Below are 20,632 nucleotides of genomic sequence, written 5' to 3'. Positions count from 1 at the left end.
TTGAGCAGTTGATTTAGTGATTGTTAAAATAAAGGGTTTTGCTAGTGACAAGGTTACAAAAACTTTTTATACTGCATCCCGCTTTAGTCAGTTAAACCTGTTAAACGCATCAAAAAATTTAGCTTTCGCTAATACAATGGCCCCTTAGCTCAGTTGGTTAGAGCACACGACTCATAATCGTTAGGTCCGCAGTTCAAGTCTGCGAGGGGCCACCATTTTCTTACTGTAAAAATCCAAAATCAAAGCTTAAATCTATCTTAAACAGCTGCGTTCCACTATTGTTCCACCTCTTTTTTATCTTTAAAATTCAACGAAATAAAATTATTTTTAATTTTTTAAAAATATTTTGTCAGGTTTTCTGTGTTTGTCTCGTCTATAGCTGCAAATGACACGAAGTTGTTCTATTTGGTGGTAGCAATAGGCAGTGTCTTATGTATCTATTTTTACGAAAAGGACAAACTCATGACGACTACAACATCAACTGTGAATACACTAAAACTTGATTCAACGAACGCACCATTTAGTGATGCTGCTGTTTGGTTAAAAGAAGGGTGGGGGCTATTTAAAAAAGCACCGTTTAAACTTTTTTTACTTATGACGCTGTTCGCTATTGTGCCAGGTTTAGTGCAGCTATTACCTGCACCTACAGGTTTAACGGTATCAAAGTGGTTAGCGCCTATGTTAATGGCAACGGTGTGGCCTTTGTTATTTAACCTGAATAATCAGCAAGGCTTTTCATTTAAGCACAATGCAACATGGGCTAAGTGGGGGCGAGTTGCCATGTGGTCAGTTGTTGGTATTTTACTGGCGCTAGTGCAATTTGCAGTAGGGAGTACTTTGATTGGTAGTGAGCAGTTATCGGCTTTATTGTCAGGTCAGTTTGTTGATGTTGAGCGCTGGCGCGTAGGAGTCATGTTTGTATCAATTGTTCCTGTAAATATGCTGCTTATGTTTGTGGTACCTCTGTTACTTTTAAACAATGCTTCGCTTAGTGCAGCTGTTAAAGAAGGCATTACAACGGCACTAAAGGTGATTAAACCATTAAGCATGCTTTGTTTGATTAATATGCTTGTTACCTTTACTGCCCCTTATAGTCTTTTACCTATGTTGTTAGTAGGGCCGGTATTAGCATGTACCTACTTTTGTGCCTATAATCGTTTGTTCAAATAATAATAAAAACATGGAAGTACAGTGAAAGCTGATGTTCAAATAAACACATTGCTGAATGAATACGCGCCGCTGTTGGCGCGTGTTGCTGCAACCTACGAGATCAATCAAGCGCTACAAGATGAGCTAATTCAAGAGATGTCGTTGGCTGTTTGGCGCGCTTTTGAAAGTAATGACTCATCACCCGATGTTGCCTTTCGTGGCGATGCCAGCATAAAAACCTATATTGCCCGAATAGCTCACAATAAAGCGGTTGATCATGTGATAAAAGAGCAAAACCGCAAAGAGGTGGCAAGCTCTGAAAGTATTGATTACACCCAAGCCTTAAGTACGCATAAATCACCAGACGACAGTTTAGATTTAATGGCTGCCCTTCGTAAATTAACGCTGAAATATCGGCAGGTGCTTGCTTTACAGCTTGAAGGGTTTAATCAAAGTGAGATAGCTCAAACGCTGGGACTGTCTGAAGACGCGGTTGCTAAACGTGTAAGTAGGGCAAGACAACAACTTGCGAGCCTAATGGAGTAAATAACGTGGATAAATTCGAAGCAGATGAGCAATTAGCTAAGTGGCAGCAGGCATTCGTGCAGGCAACGCCGAAAGTGGATAGTGCAGCGTTAATAGCACAAACACAAAAGTCGCGAACTAAGTTAAAGCTAAAAGGGTTAATCGACTCATTTTTAGGTGTTGTGGTAACCGTATTTTGTATTTACGCCATGTTGTTTGAGGCAAAAAATACCTATGAAACCATTATGTTTGCGCTATTAGTACCTATTCCTTTAGGTTTTGGAATTTGGTCATACCGTTTAAGACGAAAGCTTTGGCGAGCAGAAACGCTAGACGTCAATGCAATGCTTAATTTTAAAGAAAACCAGCTAAAGCACCAAGTTCATTACTGGCGTGTGAGTTTTATTGGCTGCGTTGTGCTTTGGTGCGCTTTGTTAATCGTTGCCTTGTTTAATATGGTTATGTTTAAAGCATACAGCCTATGGCTTATCCAGCTAGGTATAAATGGTATTATCCTGCTGGCTGTTTATGTACGCTATAAAAAACTAAAAGCACAGCTAGCTGTAGCGCTTGAGAGCATTCAAGCGATGCGCTGATGAACGACTTGACGAGCTATTCCTAAAACTTATATAACTGACTATTCAAATAATAATAAAGGATATAGAGATGGAAGTTTTATACAGTATTTTGTTTTGGGGATCGCCTGTCGGCTTAGGGTTGTTCTTTTTCTTATCGTGCACGGGGGCAGGGATACTTTTCTGGGGTATTGCGCAGCTTAAGAAAGCCTCATCAAATTAAAAAGCCGATGTGTGAACATCGGCCTTTTAATTAGTCTGACTATTTGTAACCGTTCGGGTTATTGCTTTGCCAGCGCCATGTATCTTGCATCATCTCATCGATACCACGCTCTGCTTGCCAGCCAAGCTCTTTTAACGCTTTTTCTGGAGCTGCGTAGCAAGCTGCAATATCGCCAGCTCGGCGCGGCGAAATTTGGTATGGTACGGCTTGACCACTGGCTTTCTCAAAAGCGGTAACCATTTGCAGTACTGAATAACCATTACCTGTGCCTAGGTTAAATACGTGCGCACCTGTATCACTTGCAATTCGGGTCAGCGCTTTTAAGTGACCTAATGCTAAATCAACGACATGGATATAGTCACGAACACCTGTACCATCTACAGTATCGTAGTCATCACCAAATACACCTAGCTTTTCTAGCTTACCTACAGCTACTTGCGAAATATAAGGTAATAAGTTGTTAGGAATACCATTAGGGTCTTCACCAATAAGGCCTGACTCATGTGCGCCGACAGGGTTAAAGTAACGTAAAATAACAAAGGCAAAGCGTTCATCTGATTTTGCGATATCTTGTAGCATCATCTCTACCATAAGCTTTGATGTGCCATACGGGTTAGTCGTGCCGCCAACTGGGAAGTCTTCACGAATTGGCAAACTTGCTGGGTCACCGTATACCGTTGCTGATGAGCTAAATACTAACTTAAATACGCCAGCATCACGCATTGCATCAACCAGAGTCAGTGTACCTTGTACGTTGTTTTGATAATACTCGATAGGTTTTATAACCGATTCACCAACCGCTTTTAAACCTGCGAAGTGAATAACACTATCAATGGTATGTTCGCTGAAGATTTTGTCTAAGCAGGCTCTATCTAAAATATCACCTTGATAAAACGTGACGTCTTTGCCTGTTATTTTTTTTACGCGAGCCAATGACTCATTTGATGAATTGCTTAAGTTGTCGAGTACAACAACGTCAGTGCCTTGTTGTAATAACTCTAATACGGTGTGAGAACCGATGTATCCGGCTCCGCCGGTGACTAAAATGGTCATAAAATATCCATGAACTATACCTGGTTGAATTAGCCTTATTTCATCACATTTCGGCCTAAATTACATGAATTAATTGTGATTTACGGCGATAAAGCAAAAACATGAATCGCTTGTTTTTGATTACATTTTGCACCATATTGGTTACACCTAAGTGTTTAGATATTAAGCTATAGTTAATTGTCAGCAGCTAAAATTTAATCATTAGCTATACCTGTTAAGTGGAGAAACAGATGAATACAGTAAAAAAAATTGCCTTAGTAATGGTCATTGCACTACCCGCTTTTGCTCACGCAGGAGAGGCTAAAGTTAAATGGCATGACTTTAACGACTACCGTGATGTAGAACCTGGTAACAACTCACCGAAAGGTTCATTTCATAAAAATGTGGCAAAGAATTTTGAAAAACACTTTAATAAACTTGCTGAAAAGTTACCTGAAGGCTACACCTTCAATGTTGAAGTGACTGAGCTCGACCTAGCGGGTGATGTGCGTTTTGGTACCATGAATGAATTACGTATCGTTAAGCCAATTTATTTCCCGCGTATCGACCTAAATTATTCGATTACCGATAAAGACGGTAAAGTGATCAGCGAAGCTAATGATGTAAAGCTTAAAGACATGGGCTTCATGGATCGTATGAAAATGGGGCGTGATGAAGCCTATTATTACGACAAGCGCTTAATCACTGATTGGTTTGAAGATGAGTTACTGCCGTCGTTAAATTTGGGTGAATGATAACTTTAAGCTGTCAGTTTAAAGTTGAACTGTGTTGTTTGTGGGTCTTGTAAAAGACCTCTATCGTGGGAGGCGTTTTAACGCCGAAAAAAATTAACGGCTAAAGCAGCTCCCACATGTAGGCGTGAAATTTATTTCGCGCGATAGCCTCTATCTTACAATAAATAAAATAGAGGCTTTTACGTTACTTAAACGTCGCTAACAGTTGTAGTAGCTGTTGCAGTTTAATAACGGTTTTTTTCAGTTTTTCTTCGTCCATACCGTCGTTGCTTAAGCTTTCTACATCAGCAGCAACATCGAGAACGTAAGGTTTAAAGCGTTTTGCTTCAAAATCAAAGCCAGCATCTTTTGCAAATAAGGCTTTGAATTTGCCATGGCCTTGCTGCTGTAAATCATCTAATTTTTTATCAGCATCAAGTGCCTGACGATAAACGATTTTTAGGTTAGCATTGAGTTGTTCAATAATTGAATCCATTTTTTTCCTAAAGCTTTAGACTGCAATGCCGATATAGTACGTGGATTGTCATAAAAAGTCAGGTAATGAACTATGAATATATCAGGATCAAGCTTACCAGCGATGAGTGGCGGTGGTGAAAGCGCAGAAGTTTACAGCGCATCGCTTGCTAAAAAACAGCAAAAGGCTGATGGTGCTGCGGCACTTGCACTTATCGAAGGCGCAGCAATGAACACCAGTGCTGCACAAACACCTGCTAAGTCGGTAACTGCGACACTAGGTAACAACGTAAACGTATACGTTTAACTACAGTATATTGAGATCGATAGGCGTTTTACTTTTTTCGCCGCCGATCTCGCGCACCAACTTAGGAACCAAGAACCCCGGCAATGCTGCCAGCATAGCCGTCACGATTTCCCGTGCCTGACTCTCAGCTATATCAAAGTGGCTGGCACCTTCAACTTTATCAAGTAGATGTAAGTAGTAAGGAAGTATATCTGCCTCAAATAGCGCTTCACTTAGTGCAACTTGCGACTCGACAGAATCATTCACATCTTTTAGTAACACCGCCTGATTTAATAACGTAACCCCTGCAGCTTTTAACTTTTGCATGGCCGCTTTAAAGTCATCATCAATTTCGTTAGCGTGATTGATATGATTTATAAACACCACTTTTAAAGGCGATGCAGCAAAGCGTGCACATAGCTCATCGGTAATTCTTGCTGGGATCACAACAGGTAAGCGGCTATGAATACGCAGGCGTTTAATTTGCGGAAGCTGTTCGAGCTCATCCATAAACCAACTAACAGCATCGTCTTTGGCCATCAATGGATCGCCACCACTTAAAATGACTTCGTTGATGTTGCTGTCTGCTTTTATGTAAGCCAGTGCGTCAATCAAGCTGCGTTTGTTTAATTGGTTTTCTTGATACGGAAAATGGCGTCTAAAACAATAACGGCAATTTACAGCACAGCCGGTTTTAAACATCACTAAAACCCGAGAGCGATACTTGTGTAACAAACCAGGTTGGTTGTTATCTTGCTCTTTTAGAGGATCTTTGTCGTAACCTGTTTTTGCTAAAAATTCTTGGTGTCTTGGCATCACTTGCAGCAAAAGAGGGTCGTTTATGTCGCCATAACGCATTTTTTTGATAAAAGGCCGTGGCACGCGGACAGGAAAAAGACTGCGTGCTTTGAGGTCTTTTTCGTCTACTTTGCTTGATAATCCTAGCATTTCTAGCAAGCGTTCAGGACAAGTGACAACATTTGCCAATTCTTTTTGCCAGTTTTTATGCAAATTTACTTCATTTCTTTGTATCATTGACACGTAGATTACTCGAAATTATTTAGACAGAGGAAACGATGGCGAATTATAGCACCAATGAGTTCAAGGGCGGCCTAAAAATTATGTTAGACGGCGAACCTTGCAGCATCTTAGAAAATGAAATGGTAAAACCAGGTAAAGGCCAGGCGTTTAACCGTGTTCGTATTCGTAAACTTATCACAGGTAAAGTACTAGAAAAAACATTCAAGTCAGGTGAATCAGTTGAAGGTGCAGACGTAATTGATACAGATTTAGCGTATCTATACACTGACGGTGAGTTCTGGCACTTCATGAACAACGAAACATTTGAGCAAATCGCTGCTGACGAAAAAGCACTTGGCGACAATGCAAAATGGTTAGTTGAAAATGACGTTTGTACAATCACGCTTTGGAACGGTAGCCCAATCGCAGTGACTCCACCAAACTTCGTTGAATTAGAAATCACTGAAACAGATCCAGGTCTAAAAGGTGATACAGCGGGTACTGGCGGTAAACCAGCAACATTAAGCACAGGTGCTGTTGTTCGTGTTCCTCTATTCGTACAAATCGGCGAAGTGATCAAAGTTGATACACGTAGCGGTGAATACGTGAGCCGTGTTAAGTAACAGGCTTTGTTAAGCAATTTATTATAAAATCCCAGCTTCTGCTGGGATTTTTTTTGGGAAACACTATGTCTAATGTCCTTTGGCAACCAAGCGCCGATATTGAAACTTTACGCCACCGTGCCGCTATCATCCGCCGTATTCGCGAGTTCTTTTATGCACGTGATGTTATGGAGGTTGAAACGCCAAGCTTAAGTGCGGCCAGTGTAACCGATGTGCATTTAGCGACATTTAGTACCGAGTTTGTTGGTCCTGGTCATGCTGGTGGCTTACCACTTTATTTGCAAACGTCACCTGAGTTTGCCATGAAGCGTTTACTTGCTGCAGGCTCTGGAGCTATTTTCCAGCTATGTAAAGCTTTTCGTAATGAAGAGGCGGGTAGTCATCATAATCCTGAATTTACAATGCTTGAGTGGTATCGTCCGGGTTTTGATGAATTTGCGCTTATGGATGAAATGGATGAGCTTATGCAATTGGTGCTCGGCGTAGAAAGCGCAGAGCGACTCACTTATCAGCAAGCCTTTATGAACGCCTTAGGTGTTGATCCTTTAACTGCTGATATCAGCACATTGCAGCAACTAGCAACAGAGCTGGGCTTTGCCGATATTGCCGCGAATGAAACACATCGCGATACCTTGTTGCAGCTGTTATTTTGTATGAAGGTTGAGCCAACGATTGGCCAAGAAAAGCCTTGTTTCGTTTATCATTTTCCAGCTTCGCAAGCAGCGCTTGCCCAAATTTGTCAGCACGATGAGCGAGTAGCAGGGCGCTTTGAGTTATATTTTAAAAATATGGAACTGGCAAACGGCTTTAATGAGCTGACCAATGGCAAAGAGCAAGCCGCTCGTTTTAGTGAAGATAATCAGTACCGTGAAGCAAATGGATTAAAGCAAGTGCCAATGGATGAACGCTTAATAGCTGCACTAGAACATGGCTTACCACAATGTGCGGGTGTCGCACTGGGTATTGATCGACTCATTATGCTGGCAACGAATAAGCAAAAGATTAAAGACGTACTCGCCTTTGATGTAGAAAGGGCTTAACTTATTTGGCTCTAGGCTCTAGGCTCTAGGCTCTAGGTGTTAGGGTGCTAGGTAAAAAAAACCTAGCACCTAATTGCTTATAGCTCGTAAATAAATGTCACACCGGCAACCATTGGTTCGCCAAGTTGTGTGTATGTATGAGTGGTGTAACCATCTAGAGGGTCGTTACCAAACTCAAAACCACGAGTTGGTACGTCTTCGTCAAATAAGTTACGTGCCCATGCATTAATGCTCCAATTATCACTTTCATAACCAAATGAAGCATTCACTAAATTAGTGCTTGGTGCTTGTGAGTTATGGCTATCAGAGAAGTAGTAATCGTCTTTGCCTTCTACACCAATTGATGCGTAAAGTGCTGGCGTAAAGTTATAACGCGCAGTGAATGCATATTGGTATTTAGGAGCTTGTGCTTGATCTCGACCATCTTGATCTAGGCCTGATTGCGCAACAAAGTCATTGATTTCTGTATGTAGATAACCTGCACTACCTGTTAGTAGTAAATTGTCAGTTGCTTGGAAGCTGCCTTCAATTTCTAAACCGTAGTTTTCACCAGAGCTTGCGTTATCGATATAGCCTGTGAATTTTTGGCCTTCAACTTGCCACGATTTTAGCTGCATATCTTCACGGTACATGTAGAAAGCGGCAAGACGTAACACAAACTTATCGTCTAAAGAGCTGCCTTTCACACCAAATTCACCGCTCCATAGGTATTCAGGGGCAAATGATGTGTGATTAGCAAAGAAATCAGCATCTAGGTTTAAGCCTTCGTCTTTTGCTTTAGCTAAAGCTTCAGAGTTAATACCGCCAGCCTTATAGCCACGAGTAATGCTGGTGTAGATCATAGTGCGATCAATGACTTGGTATTCAAGTGCAAGCTTACCGCCCACCATTACATCATCGGTTTCTTCAATAAAACCGTTATTGTCGGTGTAGTCGCCCTGATACTGTTCAACACGCAGACCTGTAATTAAAGTTGTTTTTGGGCCGATAGGCGTTGCTAATTGACCGTATGCAGCAATATTGCTGGTTTCATAATTTGATGCAAATGGTTGCGCAAGCCAAGTGTATTGGCGTTCTAAGTCAACTTCGCGGCCTTGGTAGTAAATACCGGCAACCCATTCACCAGACTTGCCGCTAAATTGTAGTTCGGCTGCCTGATCTTGGCGATCGCGAAAGTAAGTATCTGTTGAGCTATAACCCCACTCATGCAAGCCTGCAGCACATAACTCCGGTTGAGCTTCATCATTACACACCCAGTCTTCGTCAAAGCTATATAACAGCTCACTGTCGATACCAGATAGGTTTAGGCTAACATCAAAAAAGTCAAAGCCGGTGTATATGTTTGCTAAACCAACCGCAATACTTTCTTGGTTGTCTTGGCCTGGCTCATCAGCAACACTGTAACGGCTGTTATCTAGTGTGAAGGCGTCATAGCCGTTATTGATATCGATGTAATGTACATTGAGCTCTGTGCGTAGGTGATCAGTTAATTGGCTATGTAACTTAAAGCGAGAAACAAGCTCATCTTGTTGCTGGGTATCTTCACTTAAATAACGGTTTTCTACATAACCATCAGATTCACGTTGATAAATGCTGGCACGTACTGCTGTGTCGTCGGTAATACCCGTACCTGCAGCAATACCTGTTTCATAGCTGTTGTAGTTGCCCGCACCTAATTGTATTTTCACACTTGGGTCAAGAGTGGGTGTTGCAGATTCCATTTGAATCATGCCAGCTAAGGCATCAGCACCAAAGCGAGTCCCTTGTGGGCCGCGATAAATTTCAACTTGGTCGATATCAAATAACAGTGAACTGCCGCCTAAACCAGAGTAGTTAATACCGTCGATCACTAAGCCAACCGAAGGATTAATAGGGTCAACAAACTGTGAACGTAAACCAACACCACGAATTTGCACGAAACGACCACGAGATGCACCAGAAGTAAAGTTTACATTCGCTGCACTAGCAAGCATCTCATCTAAAAACTTTGCACCACGTTGATTGATTTCATGATCAGAAAACAAGCTTGCGCTGGCACTAAGGGTTTGAATGCTTTCTCTTTTGAAATCACCGGTAACTTCAATCGTTTCTAGATCACCGTCTTCAGCGTAAGCAATCGAAGATGCTGCAAATAAAGGCAGGATGGCAGCAGATAATAATGATAAACGTCGTTTCATGCGGATTCTTAACTCCATTTTCGGGACTGCTATTCTAGCAACCTAGCTAGCCAAATGGCTATAAAATCAATTTTTATGGTATAAACGCAGGCAATTATACGTAAATTGATTAGGAATACGACTATGACCTTTAAAGTAGACTTTAAAGTGCGTGATTATGAGTGTGATTTACAAGGCATTGTTAATAACAGTGTTTATTTTAATTACCTAGAGCATGCTCGCCATGAGTTTTTACATGCTCAAGGTATCGATTTTGCAAAGCTCGCAAGAGAAAAAGTAAACCTTGTCGTGCTGCGAAGCGAAATGGATTACAAGGCATCACTAGTGCCGGGCGATGAGTTTTACGTTGCCGTTGAGCCTGAGCGTATCAGCCGTTTAAAGTTTGCTTTTAGGCAAACTGTGTATCGTAAACATGACGATAAAGTGATGCTGCAAGCTTTGGTGATTGGCACGTCGGTAAATGAAAAAGGTCGTCCTTTTTTACCAGAAGAAGTCGATAACTTATTCAAATAGTCTGCGTTGTTATTTAAAAAGCTAACTTAGAACAATTTTTTACAGATAAAACATGTTTTTTTAACGATTAATTGCGTTAAATGTTGTTATTATTACTACATTGAAATTCGAATCGTAAAAAATTATGAAGTTAGTAGCCTTGTCCCTTCTTTTAGTATTATTTTGCATGGGCTGCTCATCGACAGGGAAAGTCACTAGTGAGCAATTAAAATATACACAGTGGCAATTATCAAAAGTAAATGGCTTAGCCATTCCAGTATCCCAAACAGCCTCGCTGCGTTTTATCGAAGCGATGCAGGTTAACGGCTTTGCTGGCTGTAATAAGTTTTTTGGCGAAGGCGCGCTAAGCGAAGATACGCTTACAGTAAATAAATTAGGTATGACACGTAAATCATGTGGTGAGCAAGTTGATGCGCTTGAGCAGCAATTACTGTCAGTGCTAAAAGAAGGCGCAGCCATTACTTTAACTGGTGAGAAACTTACCCTACAAGGCGAGCACCATTTTACCTTCATTGCAAAAAACTAAAGTGGCTGAGGTTGCAGCAATTTTTTAACTGACGTACACTCAGGGCGTTTTAAAAGAAACGAATTTATACTTGTCGGAGTGCCTTAAATAAGGCTGAGATCGCGAAAGCGGGATCCGTGAACCTGATCAGGCTAACACCTGCGTAGGGAACAAGCTGCCTCACTGGGCGCTTGTGCGCCAAATTTTTGGGGCATAAGCGGCACAGGCTGCACTAGTAAGCACTTAGCTTATTGACGATCCAATGGCGTTTGCCACTCTCTATTGCACTTGCAATATCTGACAAGACAACCCTTAAAGCAATGAGGTAAGTCATGTCAAACACAACAACTAAACCATCTCGCCGCGAAGTCCGCGCGGCTGCATCAGATTATATTTATAACTTAACGGGGCAACCGTTTCCTAATTCTCATAAAGTTTATGTAGAAGGTACACAAGACAATGTACGAGTAGGGATGCGTGAAATCACTCTCAGCGATACCTTTATCGGTGGTACAGAAGAAAACCCAGTATTTGAATCTAATGCGCCAATTCGTGTTTACGATACTTCGGGCCCATACACTGACCCCGACTTTAAACTTGATGTGCGCAAGGGCCTTGAGAAATACCGTGAAAAGTGGATTGAAAGCCGCGGCGACACTGAAATTTTAGACTCAGTGACTTCACAATTTTCTCAACAGCGAATGGCAGATGAAGGGTTAGACCATATCCGCTTTGAACATCTACCAAAGATCCGCCGTGCAAAAGCAGGCAAAAACGTTACCCAAATGCATTATGCGCGACAAGGCATTGTGACGCCTGAAATGGAATATGTCGCAATTCGTGAAAACATGGGACGCGCTAAAGTTCGTGAAGAGTTACTTGCGGCCCAGCACAAAGGCGAATCGTTTGGCGCTAGTATTCCTGATTTTATTACCCCTGAATTTGTGCGTGATGAAATTGCCCGTGGCCGCGCCGTGCTTCCTAACAACATCAACCATCCAGAAACTGAGCCGATGATCATTGGCCGAAACTTCTTAGTTAAGGTGAACGCGAATATTGGTAATTCGTCGGTGACTTCATCAATTGAAGAAGAAGTAGAAAAAATGGTGTGGTCGACTCGTTGGGGCGCCGACACGGTAATGGACTTATCAACGGGTCGCTATATTCACGAAACCCGTGAATGGGTGGTACGTAATTCGCCAGTGCCAATTGGTACCGTACCAATTTACCAAGCGCTTGAAAAAGTAAACGGTGTGGCTGAAGACCTAACGTGGGAGATTTTCCGCGATACCTTGATTGAACAAGCAGAACAGGGTGTTGATTACTTTACCATTCACGCTGGAGTATTACTGCGTTACGTGCCGATGACGGCAAAGCGTGTTACCGGTATTGTTTCCCGTGGTGGCTCAATCATGGCGAAATGGTGTTTAGCGCACCATAAAGAAAACTTCTTATACACGCACTTTGAAGAAATTTGTGAAATTTTAAAACAGTATGATGTGTGTTTTTCATTAGGTGATGGTCTGCGTCCGGGCTCTATCGCCGATGCAAATGACGAAGCCCAGTTCAGCGAATTACGTACTTTAGGTGAGCTGACAAAACTTGCTTGGAAACATGATGTGCAAGTGTTCATCGAAGGCCCAGGCCATGTGCCAATGCATATGATCAAAGAGAACATGGAAGAGCAGCTTAAACACTGTGAAGAAGCACCGTTTTACACGCTTGGTCCATTAACCACGGATATTGCACCGGGGTATGATCATTTCACATCAGGTATTGGTGCTGCGCAAATTGCTTGGTACGGCTGCGCCATGCTTTGTTATGTAACCCCTAAAGAGCATTTAGGCTTACCAAACAAAGAAGACGTTAAAGAAGGTTTGATCACCTACAAGATTGCTGCTCATGCAGCCGATTTGGCAAAAGGCCACCCGGGTGCGCAAGAGCGCGATAATGCATTATCAAAAGCACGCTTTGAGTTCCGTTGGCATGACCAATTTAATCTAGGTTTAGACCCAGAACGCGCCCGCGAATATCACGACGAAACACTGCCACAAGAATCAGGCAAGATTGCACATTTCTGCTCTATGTGTGGCCCTAAGTTCTGCTCGATGAAGATCACTCAAGAAGTGCGTGATTACGCCAAAGATCTTGAGGCAAGAGGCATAGATCCGAATAACGTAGGTGATGCTATCGAAATCAAAATGGTCGATGTTGAAGCCGAAATGAAAGCGAAATCAGACGAGTTCAAAAAAACAGGCTCTGAGATTTACCACAAAGCAGTTTAATTGATGGAGCTAGGCATCAGCGATAGGCTCTGGGTTTTTACCTAGGGCCTAGAGCCTAGAAAATTTATGTCATTAAAGATAGCGATACTGGGTTTTGGTTTAACTGGCCGTTTAACTGCATTAGCACTTGCTAAAGAGCATCAGTTAAGTGTGTTTGAGCAAGATGATGAACATGCTAGCAACAGTGCCGGTAGCGTTGCTGCAGCGATGTTGGCACCCCTAGCTGAATCAGTACTGTGTGAACAGGATTTAGCCCTACAAGGACTTAATAGCATCACGCGTTGGCAGCAAATTTTAAGTGAGCTCGATGACGCTGTGTATTTTCAACAAACAGGCAGCTTAGTGGTTGCTCATCAGCAAGATAAGGGCGATTTGCAAAGTTTTGTGAGCCGCTTAAAACCACTTGAAAGCTATCAGGCACAGGCATTGGTTGGCACTCAAATCGCTGATCTTGAGCCAGAACTAGCTGGGCGTTTCCATCAAGGTGTGTATTTACCTTGTGAAGGGCAGCTCGATAATCAAGCATTTTATAGCGCTAGTTTTAAAAAGCTTACCTCGCAAGGAGTGCAATTTAACTTTGGCTGTAAAGTTGAATTGAACGCCCATCAAGTGAATGGGCAAAGCTATGATTATGTATTTGATTGTCGCGGTTTAGGTGCAAAACAGGCTGAACCCTTACTGCGTGGAGTAAGAGGGGAGGTGGCACGTTTATATGCACCAGAGGTGAACCTAACCAGACCGATACGGCTGATGCATCCGCGTTATCCAATTTATATTGCTCCTAAGCCAAACCATCAATTTGTGATTGGTGCGACTGAAATCGAATCGCAAGACTGCGGTAAAGTCACCGTGCGCTCGGCGCTGGAGTTATTGTCTGCTGCTTATACGGTGCATAGCGGCTTTGCTGAAGGGCGTATCGAGAGCTTGCAATCTGGGCTTCGTCCAGCGTTTGCAGACAACCGCCCGAAAGTCACAAAGCAAGGTCGAGTGATCAGTATTAATGGCTTGTATCGTCATGGCTATCTACTCGCACCTAAAGTGGTTGATGATGCAGTGAGCTTAATTGCTTAAGGATAAAAATGAATATTTTAATTAATGGTCAGTTAGTTTCAGTAAGTGAGAATACATCGCTCACTCAGGCGTTGAGCCAGTTTGGCGCAAGACCACCATTTGCCGTTGCCGTTAATGGTGACTTTGTACCGCGCAGCCAGTGCGATGCTAAAACCCTTAACGAAGGCGACAGCATTGAGTTATTGTCGCCAATTCAAGGAGGCTAAGATGGATAGTTTTTCGGTTTATGGTGAGCAGTTTACGAGTCGGTTACTGATAGGCTCAGCATTGTATCCTTCACCTAGTGTTATGCAGGATTCGATAATGGCCTCACAGGCTGAGATTGTCACCGTTTCATTAAGACGTCAGCAAAGCGCTGCTGCGGGTGATGATTTTTGGCAATTGATAAAAAACACCGGGTTAAAGGTGCTGCCAAATACGGCGGGTTGCCATAGCGTAAAAGAAGCAGTGACCTTGGCGCAAATGTGCCGCGAAGTATTTGCCACTGACTGGATCAAGTTAGAACTAATTGGTGATGAATATAATTTACAGCCCGATCCAATCGCACTGCTCGAAGCCACTAAAATTTTATTGGCCGATGGCTTTAAAGTTTTGCCTTATTGCACAGATGATTTAGTGCTGTGTCAGCGCCTCGCTGATTTAGGCTGCGAAGTATTAATGCCTTGGGGCGCACCGATTGGCACGGGTAAAGGCTTGCTGAATCCTTACAACTTAAAAATGATCCGTGAGCGTTTGCCAAACCATACTTTAATTGTTGATGCAGGCTTAGGTTTATCATCTCATGCCTGCCAAGCGCTTGAATTAGGGTATGATGCCGTATTATTAAACTCGGCAATTGCGGGTGCAGGTTGCCCAGTAACGATGAGTAAAGCGTTTAAGAGTGCGGTTGAGGCGGGGCGATATAGCTATTTGGCTAAAGCGATGCCAGAAAAAGACGTAGCAAGCCCATCAACGCCGACGCTCGGAATGCCATTTTGGCATCAAGAATAAAATGTGAGGAATAACATGAATCAGGTTGTATGGACCATAGCTGGCTCAGATTCGGGCGGCGGTGCAGGAATTCAAGCCGATATCAAGGCAATGCAAAGTTTTAATGTACATGGCTGTACGGTTATTACTGCTTTAACGGCACAAAATAGTTTAGGTGTAGAAGCGCTTAACCCGATTTCAACAGAAGTGATTGAGTCGCAACTATTAGCCTTAGCCAGTGATATGCCTGCCAACGTGATTAAAATTGGTATGCTTGCCAATGTGCAGCAAATACAGCTTATTAGTGAGCATTTAAAACATTACAAAGCAACTTGGGCAGAGCCGCCTTTAGTTGTTTATGATCCTGTTGCTATTGCCTCAAGTGGTGATTTATTAACAGAAGAAGATACCGTTAGTGCCATCAAAGAGTGCTTATTGCCATTAGTCGATGTAGTAACACCGAACACCCACGAAACGCAGTTATTAACCGGTGTTTATTTGATTGGCCCAAGCGCAGTGAAAGAGGCCGCAGAAAAGTTAACCGGCTATGGTGCAAAAGCGGTGATTATCAAAGGGGGTCATTGGGATTACCCAAGTGGCTATTGCATTGATTACTGCGTGCAAGGTGAGCAGGAATATTGGCTTGGTAACGAAAAAATTCAAACTCCGCATAGTCACGGTACTGGATGCAGTATGGCCTCTGTGATTGCTGCGTGTTTAGCCAAACAGTATCCACTCAAAGATGCCTTTATTTTAGCGAAAGGCTATATCAACCAAGGATTAAAAGCAGCCGTTCGATATGGTGAAGGGATTGGACCTGTTGCACACACTTGCTTTCCAACAAATCTAGCAGATTACCCACAAGTCATCGAGGCGGGAAGTTGGCTGGGTGATGAGCTCGACTTTGATTGCCCGGTTGACTTTACCATGGCAGCAGGTTTTGCCGAGTGCGACTCTAAACAGCTTGGGCTATATGCCGTTGTAGATACGGTTGATTGGTTAGAGAAGTGTTTAGCCGAAGGGGTTAAAACAGTTCAATTAAGAATGAAAAATGCAGACGATGCAGCACTTGATGAGTCGATTGCAAGTGCGGTTATGCTGGGGCAGAAGTACGATGCGCAGGTGTATATCAATGATTATTGGCAATTGGCGATTAAGCACGGCGCTTATGGTGTGCATTTAGGGCAAGAAGACTTACAAACCGCTAATTTAATTGCCATAAAAGAGGCAGGATTACGCTTAGGTGTTTCGACTCATGGCTTTTATGAGATGCTGCGTGCACATAATTACAGACCAAGCTATATGGCGTTTGGCGCTATTTACCCAACCACCACCAAAGACATGACGGGGCAAATTCAGGGCTTAGAAAAGCTCGAAAAATTTGTGCCGTTAATGGCCGATTATCCAACGGTCGCAATTGGCGGGATTGATTTATCGCGTGCTGAGCAGGTTGCGAGTACGGGTGTTGGCAGTGTTGCCGTAGTACGTGCGATTACTGAAGCCGAAGACTACCAAGCCGCCATTGCCAAGTTAAAACAGCTGGTCGAAGGTCAGCCATAATATGAGCGCGTTAAGCGACAAAGAGCAAATTCGTTATAGCCGCCATTTGCTATTAAAAGAAGTGGGGCTTGCGGGGCAGCAAAAGTTAAAGACTGCACATATTGTGGTTGTCGGAGCTGGTGGGCTTGGCTCACCAGCACTGTTTTATTTAGCGGCTGCAGGAATCGGAACGCTCACTTTGATTGACGACGATAAAGTTGAGCTTTCAAATCTACAGCGACAAATACTCTATAAAGTAAACCACATGGGGCAGGCAAAAACACAGGCGGCTGCCAAGGTGTTAAGCAGTTTAAATAATCAAATTACGGTTAAACCTATATGCCAAAAGCTTGATGAAAGTAACTGTGCTGAACTACTTGAAGGTGCTGACATCATTCTTGATTGCAGTGATAACTTTGCTACCCGCTATTTGGTTAATCGCTATTGTTTAGCTAAATCTATCCCACTGGTATCAGCTGCTGCCATTGCAACGCAGGGGCAGGTGATGAGTTTTGATTTTCGTGATGAGCAGAGCCCTTGCTATGGTTGTATATTCCCGCAAACGCAGGAGCAAACAGCACTTAATTGTGACAATGCTGGGGTGTTGAGCCCGTTACTAGGTGTTATGGGCAGCATGCAAAGTTTATTGGCTATCAATATATTGCTTGGCCATAAAACGGGTAGCGAGTTTATTCAATTTGATGGGCTAACACTAATGCAGCAGCGCTTTAATATTCAAAAAGACAGTGAGTGCTCGGAGTGTAATCGTGGGGTGTAGGCGCGGTTTATAATGAATTTTAAGCAAACCACTATTGCTCAAGTGGTTTGCTTAATTGTACTTAATTGAACTTATTAGTCGTTAATTTTCGCAAATGGTGTGCCCATGCGGGTCACTGTTTCTGGGTGTTGATCTGATAAGAACTCAGCTTGATTTGCACCCCAGGCTAAAATAACGGTCGAGCCTAACTTAAAGCGACCCATTTCTTCACCCTTCTTCAGGGTAATCGCGTTGTCACCTGTGGTTGGGTAATTCCAACTAAATACATCTTTACCTGCTGGTGGCGTTACTGTGCCTGCCCAAATAGTCTCGATGCTAGCAACAATTGTCGCACCAACTAGTACCATAGCTAGCGGGCCAATTTCTGTTTCGAAGATAGCCACAACACGCTCGTTACGAGCAAATAGGTTAGGTACATTTTGCGCTGTTAACGGATTTACCGAAAATAAATCACCCGGTACGTAGATCATTTTGCTCAGCGTACCATCAATAGGCATGTGAATACGGTGGTAATCTTTAGGCGCTAAATAAATAGTTGCAAACTTACCGCCTAAAAACGGTGCTGTGTCTTCTTCTTTGCCACCAAGGAGTGCTTGTAAGCTGTAGTCATGGCCTTTTGCTTGGATGATTTGACCGTCTACTACATCGCCTAATTGGCTAATTGCACCATCAACTGGGTGAGCAATAATGTCGCTTTCTTCAGCAAGTGGACGAATACCTTCTTTTAATGGGCGAGTGAAAAACTCATTAAAAGTTTTGTAATGAGCTGGATCTGGGTATTTAGCCTCACTCATATCAATTTTATATTGTTTGATAAACAATTTAATTAAGGCCGTTGTTAAGCCACCCGCTTTTGCTGCTGCTAACTTGCCAACCATGCGCGAAATGAAATGTTTTGGCATGGCATATTGCATAGCAATTTTGAATTTATCTAAACTCACTTGTTATTTCCTAAATAGTTATACGCGAGGAGCGCGTGCACCAGCACGGCCGTCGGCCATAGTTTCTAAAATTCGGTGGTAACTGTCAAAACGAAGTTCTGAAATTTCACCATCATCAACAGCTTGGCGAATTATACAGCCAGGATCGTTTAAATGCTTACAATCGCGAAAACGACAGCCACCAATAAAATCACGGAACTCTTTAAAGCACCATGTAACGCGCTCAACATCTAAATGCCATAAGCCGAACTCACGAATTCCCGGTGAGTCGATTAGGTTACCACCACTTGGTAAATGGTGTAATCGCGATACGGTTGTTGTGTGTTGACCAAGGCCGCTGTTCTCAGATACTTCTTGGGTTAAGATGTCAGCATCAGGCAGTACAGTGTTCACTAAGGTTGATTTACCCACACCACTTTGACCAACAAAAATGCTGTTTTTATCGACCAGTTTTTGTTTAAGCTCATCAATGCCTTGACCGGTTTTATTACTGACTAATAGTACTTGATAACCTAGCTCACGATAGATATCGAGAATTTCATCAATAAAAGCAAGGCCTTCATCGTCTATTAAATCTATTTTGTTAAGCACTAAAATAGGCTCAATCCCCATGTCTTCACAGGCAACTAAATAGCGGTCGATAATGTTTGGTGTAAACTCAGGCAATACCGCAGAGACCATTAAAATTTGGTCGATATTGGCAGCGACGACTTTCACCCCGTCATAAAAATCAGGGCGCGTTAGTTGTGAGCGACGTTCATGGGTTGCTTCAATAACGCCAGCTAAGTCGCCTTCGCTAACTTTTGCACGGCGAAAAATAACTTCATCACCACATACAAGGCTCGATACAGTTCTGCGTATATTACAGCGTAGTATTTCGCCTGACTCGGTTTCGATATCGGCATGTTGGCCAAATCGACTGATCACAACCGCATTTTCGGCAGGGCCTAAATTGTCATTTTGCCATTGCACTGTTGCCCCTTTCTGTTGCTTTTTGTCTGCATTAGAGAGGCGTTTTTGATGATTGGCCTTAATTCGACGCGATTGGCCTTTACTTAATTTCTTTTGTTTTGCCACTTTTGGCCTATAACTTGAGTAAATGTCGGGCTTTTTGAAAAAAAAGCTTTAGGTCGACTGATGATACTAATATGATATATCTAAATGCGTTGGATCTAAAGGAAAGCACCGCTAAGGTAACTATGTCTTTTCATAAATCAAATCTTATCTGGCTCGACCTGGAAATGACAGGCCTCGAACCAGCAACAGATAAAATACTCGAAATTGCCACTGTTGTCACCGACAGTGATTTAAACATCTTGGCTGAAGGCCCTGTTATTGCTATTCATCAAAGCGATGAACTGCTTGATGGCATGGACGAGTGGTGCACGACTCAGCACGGTCAATCTGGTTTAACAGCTCGTTGTAAAGCAAGCACATTCACTGAACAAGATGCTATTGATCAAACATTGGCATTTCTAAAGCAATGGGTACCTGCGGGTGCTTCACCTATGTGTGGTAATTCTATCGGCCAAGACCGCCGTTTTATGAATAAGTACATGCCTGAATTGGAAGACTACTTTCACTACCGTAACCTTGATGTGAGTACAGTTAAAGAACTTGCACGTCGTTGGAAACCTGACGTATTAGCGCAAGTGAACAAAAAAGGTTCACATCTAGCCCTCGACGATATCAAAGATTCGATCATGGAATTAAAGGTTTACCAAGAAAAATTCTTTAATTTGTAAAAAACATTTGCAAACACATCGGATTATTGTAGAATCCTGCCCCGCTTAAGACGTTAACCCCCGCGGGGTTAGTGTGTCTTTAGCTAAACTTTTATAGTTGAAATTTGCGGCACTAGCTCAGTTGCCAGAACGTTTTACCGCAACCTTCAAGGTTGTGCACCAACGGACAAATTACTGACTACTTTTGAATGCGGCACTAGCTCAGTTGCCAGAACGTTTCACCGCAACCTTCAGGTTGTGCGCCAACGGACAAATTACTGACTACTTTTGAATGCGGCACTAGCTCAGTTGCCAGAACGTTTCACCGCAACCTTCAGGTTGTGCGCCAACGGACAAATTACTGACTAATTTAAAGCGGCACTAGCTCAGTTGGTAGAGCGCAACCTTGCCAAGGTTGAGGTCACGAGTTCGAGCCTCGTGTGCCGCTC

At 42.8% G+C, this 20,632-nt stretch carries 22 protein-coding genes, 2 tRNA genes and 1 riboswitch; of the genes, 18 read left to right on the top strand and 6 right to left on the bottom strand.

The annotated features are described in order from the left end of the window. Positions 1–138 precede the first annotated feature (138 nt). The 4 genes from MTF66_RS35600 (at position 139) to MTF66_RS35585 (ending at position 2,270) form a co-directional block, all read left to right on the top strand. Positions 139–215: transfer RNA gene (locus MTF66_RS35600), tRNA-Ile, on the top strand. Between the two features lie 247 nt (positions 216–462). Then, a complete protein-coding gene (locus tag MTF66_RS35595; protein ID WP_248530118.1) occupies positions 463–1,170 on the top strand; it encodes a hypothetical protein in 708 nt (235 codons plus the stop codon). 21 nt (positions 1,171–1,191) lie between these two features. After that, the gene (locus tag MTF66_RS35590) at positions 1,192–1,695 is read left to right on the top strand and encodes an RNA polymerase sigma factor (protein ID WP_054561138.1); all 504 of its coding nucleotides are present in this window, start codon (positions 1,192–1,194) and stop codon (positions 1,693–1,695) included. Positions 1,696–1,700: 5 nt separating this feature from the next. Beyond that, entirely contained in the window at positions 1,701–2,270 is a 570-nt protein-coding gene (locus tag MTF66_RS35585; RefSeq protein WP_248530117.1) for a hypothetical protein, read from the top strand. A 241-nt stretch (positions 2,271–2,511) separates the two neighbouring features. Here the strand turns inward: MTF66_RS35585 and galE are convergent, their stop codons facing one another. Then, on the bottom strand, positions 2,512–3,525 hold the full coding sequence (gene galE / locus MTF66_RS35580) for a UDP-glucose 4-epimerase GalE (RefSeq protein ID WP_248530116.1): 1,014 nt from the start codon (positions 3,523–3,525) through the stop codon (positions 2,512–2,514). 230 nt (positions 3,526–3,755) lie between these two features. On the opposite strand from galE, the gene MTF66_RS35575 reads away from it, so the two are divergent. Next, the gene (locus MTF66_RS35575) at positions 3,756–4,259 is read left to right on the top strand and encodes a DUF3016 domain-containing protein (protein WP_248530115.1); all 504 of its coding nucleotides are present in this window, start codon (positions 3,756–3,758) and stop codon (positions 4,257–4,259) included. A gap of 184 nt (positions 4,260–4,443) precedes the next feature. On the opposite strand, the gene MTF66_RS35570 is transcribed toward MTF66_RS35575, so the two are convergent. Continuing rightward, positions 4,444–4,734: a hypothetical protein gene (locus MTF66_RS35570; protein WP_054554123.1), complete on the bottom strand. Its 291-nt coding sequence runs from the start codon at positions 4,732–4,734 to the stop codon at positions 4,444–4,446. Positions 4,735–4,806: 72 nt separating this feature from the next. Here MTF66_RS35570 and MTF66_RS35565 point away from each other — a divergent pair, with 72 nt between their 5' ends. Further along, a complete protein-coding gene (locus MTF66_RS35565) occupies positions 4,807–5,019 on the top strand; it encodes a hypothetical protein (RefSeq protein WP_054554124.1) in 213 nt (70 codons plus the stop codon). Here MTF66_RS35565 and epmB read toward each other — a convergent pair whose 3' ends face one another. Next, a complete protein-coding gene (gene epmB / locus MTF66_RS35560) occupies positions 5,020–6,033 on the bottom strand; it encodes an EF-P beta-lysylation protein EpmB (RefSeq protein ID WP_248530114.1) in 1,014 nt (337 codons plus the stop codon). A 41-nt stretch (positions 6,034–6,074) separates the two neighbouring features. On the opposite strand from epmB, the gene efp reads away from it, so the two are divergent. Beyond that, the gene (gene efp, locus MTF66_RS35555; protein ID WP_248530113.1) at positions 6,075–6,641 is read left to right on the top strand and encodes an elongation factor P; all 567 of its coding nucleotides are present in this window, start codon (positions 6,075–6,077) and stop codon (positions 6,639–6,641) included. Positions 6,642–6,706: 65 nt separating this feature from the next. Continuing rightward, a complete protein-coding gene (gene epmA, locus MTF66_RS35550) occupies positions 6,707–7,681 on the top strand; it encodes an elongation factor P--(R)-beta-lysine ligase (RefSeq protein WP_248530112.1) in 975 nt (324 codons plus the stop codon). Positions 7,682–7,758: 77 nt separating this feature from the next. On the opposite strand, the gene MTF66_RS35545 is transcribed toward epmA, so the two are convergent. Further along, positions 7,759–9,858 (bottom strand): TonB-dependent receptor, encoded by a 2,100-nt coding sequence (locus MTF66_RS35545; protein WP_248530111.1) that lies wholly within the window; start codon positions 9,856–9,858, stop codon positions 7,759–7,761. A gap of 123 nt (positions 9,859–9,981) precedes the next feature. On the opposite strand from MTF66_RS35545, the gene MTF66_RS35540 reads away from it, so the two are divergent. The 8 genes from MTF66_RS35540 to MTF66_RS35505 all read left to right on the top strand — a co-directional run bounded on the left by MTF66_RS35540 (position 9,982) and on the right by MTF66_RS35505 (position 17,518). After that, positions 9,982–10,371, top strand: coding sequence for a thioesterase family protein (locus MTF66_RS35540; protein ID WP_054561129.1), 390 nt, complete (start codon positions 9,982–9,984; stop codon positions 10,369–10,371). A gap of 124 nt (positions 10,372–10,495) precedes the next feature. Then, complete coding sequence (locus MTF66_RS35535) at positions 10,496–10,897, top strand: META domain-containing protein (RefSeq protein WP_248530110.1); 402 nt, start codon at positions 10,496–10,498, stop codon at positions 10,895–10,897. Positions 10,898–10,961: 64 nt separating this feature from the next. Further along, a riboswitch (TPP riboswitch) is annotated at positions 10,962–11,063 on the top strand. Positions 11,064–11,208: 145 nt separating this feature from the next. Next, the gene (gene thiC / locus MTF66_RS35530; protein ID WP_248530109.1) at positions 11,209–13,161 is read left to right on the top strand and encodes a phosphomethylpyrimidine synthase ThiC; all 1,953 of its coding nucleotides are present in this window, start codon (positions 11,209–11,211) and stop codon (positions 13,159–13,161) included. 66 nt (positions 13,162–13,227) lie between these two features. Then, the gene (locus tag MTF66_RS35525; RefSeq protein WP_248530108.1) at positions 13,228–14,232 is read left to right on the top strand and encodes an FAD-dependent oxidoreductase; all 1,005 of its coding nucleotides are present in this window, start codon (positions 13,228–13,230) and stop codon (positions 14,230–14,232) included. 8 nt (positions 14,233–14,240) lie between these two features. Then, positions 14,241–14,438 (top strand): sulfur carrier protein ThiS, encoded by a 198-nt coding sequence (gene thiS, locus MTF66_RS35520; protein WP_248530107.1) that lies wholly within the window; start codon positions 14,241–14,243, stop codon positions 14,436–14,438. A gap of 1 nt (position 14,439) precedes the next feature. Further along, entirely contained in the window at positions 14,440–15,222 is a 783-nt protein-coding gene (locus MTF66_RS35515; protein ID WP_248530106.1) for a thiazole synthase, read from the top strand. 15 nt (positions 15,223–15,237) lie between these two features. Next, complete coding sequence (gene thiE / locus MTF66_RS35510) at positions 15,238–16,761, top strand: thiamine phosphate synthase (protein ID WP_248530105.1); 1,524 nt, start codon at positions 15,238–15,240, stop codon at positions 16,759–16,761. Position 16,762: 1 nt separating this feature from the next. Beyond that, positions 16,763–17,518, top strand: coding sequence for a HesA/MoeB/ThiF family protein (locus tag MTF66_RS35505; RefSeq protein ID WP_248530104.1), 756 nt, complete (start codon positions 16,763–16,765; stop codon positions 17,516–17,518). Positions 17,519–17,592: 74 nt separating this feature from the next. On the opposite strand, the gene asd is transcribed toward MTF66_RS35505, so the two are convergent. Both asd and rsgA read right to left on the bottom strand, forming a co-directional pair. Further along, complete coding sequence (asd, locus tag MTF66_RS35500; RefSeq protein ID WP_248530103.1) at positions 17,593–18,459, bottom strand: archaetidylserine decarboxylase; 867 nt, start codon at positions 18,457–18,459, stop codon at positions 17,593–17,595. Between the two features lie 18 nt (positions 18,460–18,477). Next, the gene (gene rsgA, locus MTF66_RS35495; RefSeq protein WP_248530102.1) at positions 18,478–19,536 is read right to left on the bottom strand and encodes a small ribosomal subunit biogenesis GTPase RsgA; all 1,059 of its coding nucleotides are present in this window, start codon (positions 19,534–19,536) and stop codon (positions 18,478–18,480) included. Between the two features lie 122 nt (positions 19,537–19,658). Here rsgA and orn point away from each other — a divergent pair, with 122 nt between their 5' ends. Beyond that, complete coding sequence (gene orn, locus MTF66_RS35490) at positions 19,659–20,204, top strand: oligoribonuclease (protein WP_054554138.1); 546 nt, start codon at positions 19,659–19,661, stop codon at positions 20,202–20,204. A 354-nt stretch (positions 20,205–20,558) separates the two neighbouring features. After that, positions 20,559–20,631 (top strand) — tRNA-Gly (locus tag MTF66_RS35485). Position 20,632: the final 1 nt, after the last annotated feature.

It is taken from the genome of Pseudoalteromonas sp. 2CM39R, from assembly GCF_023161845.1.
This window is presented reverse-complemented; position numbering and strand designations above follow the sequence as displayed.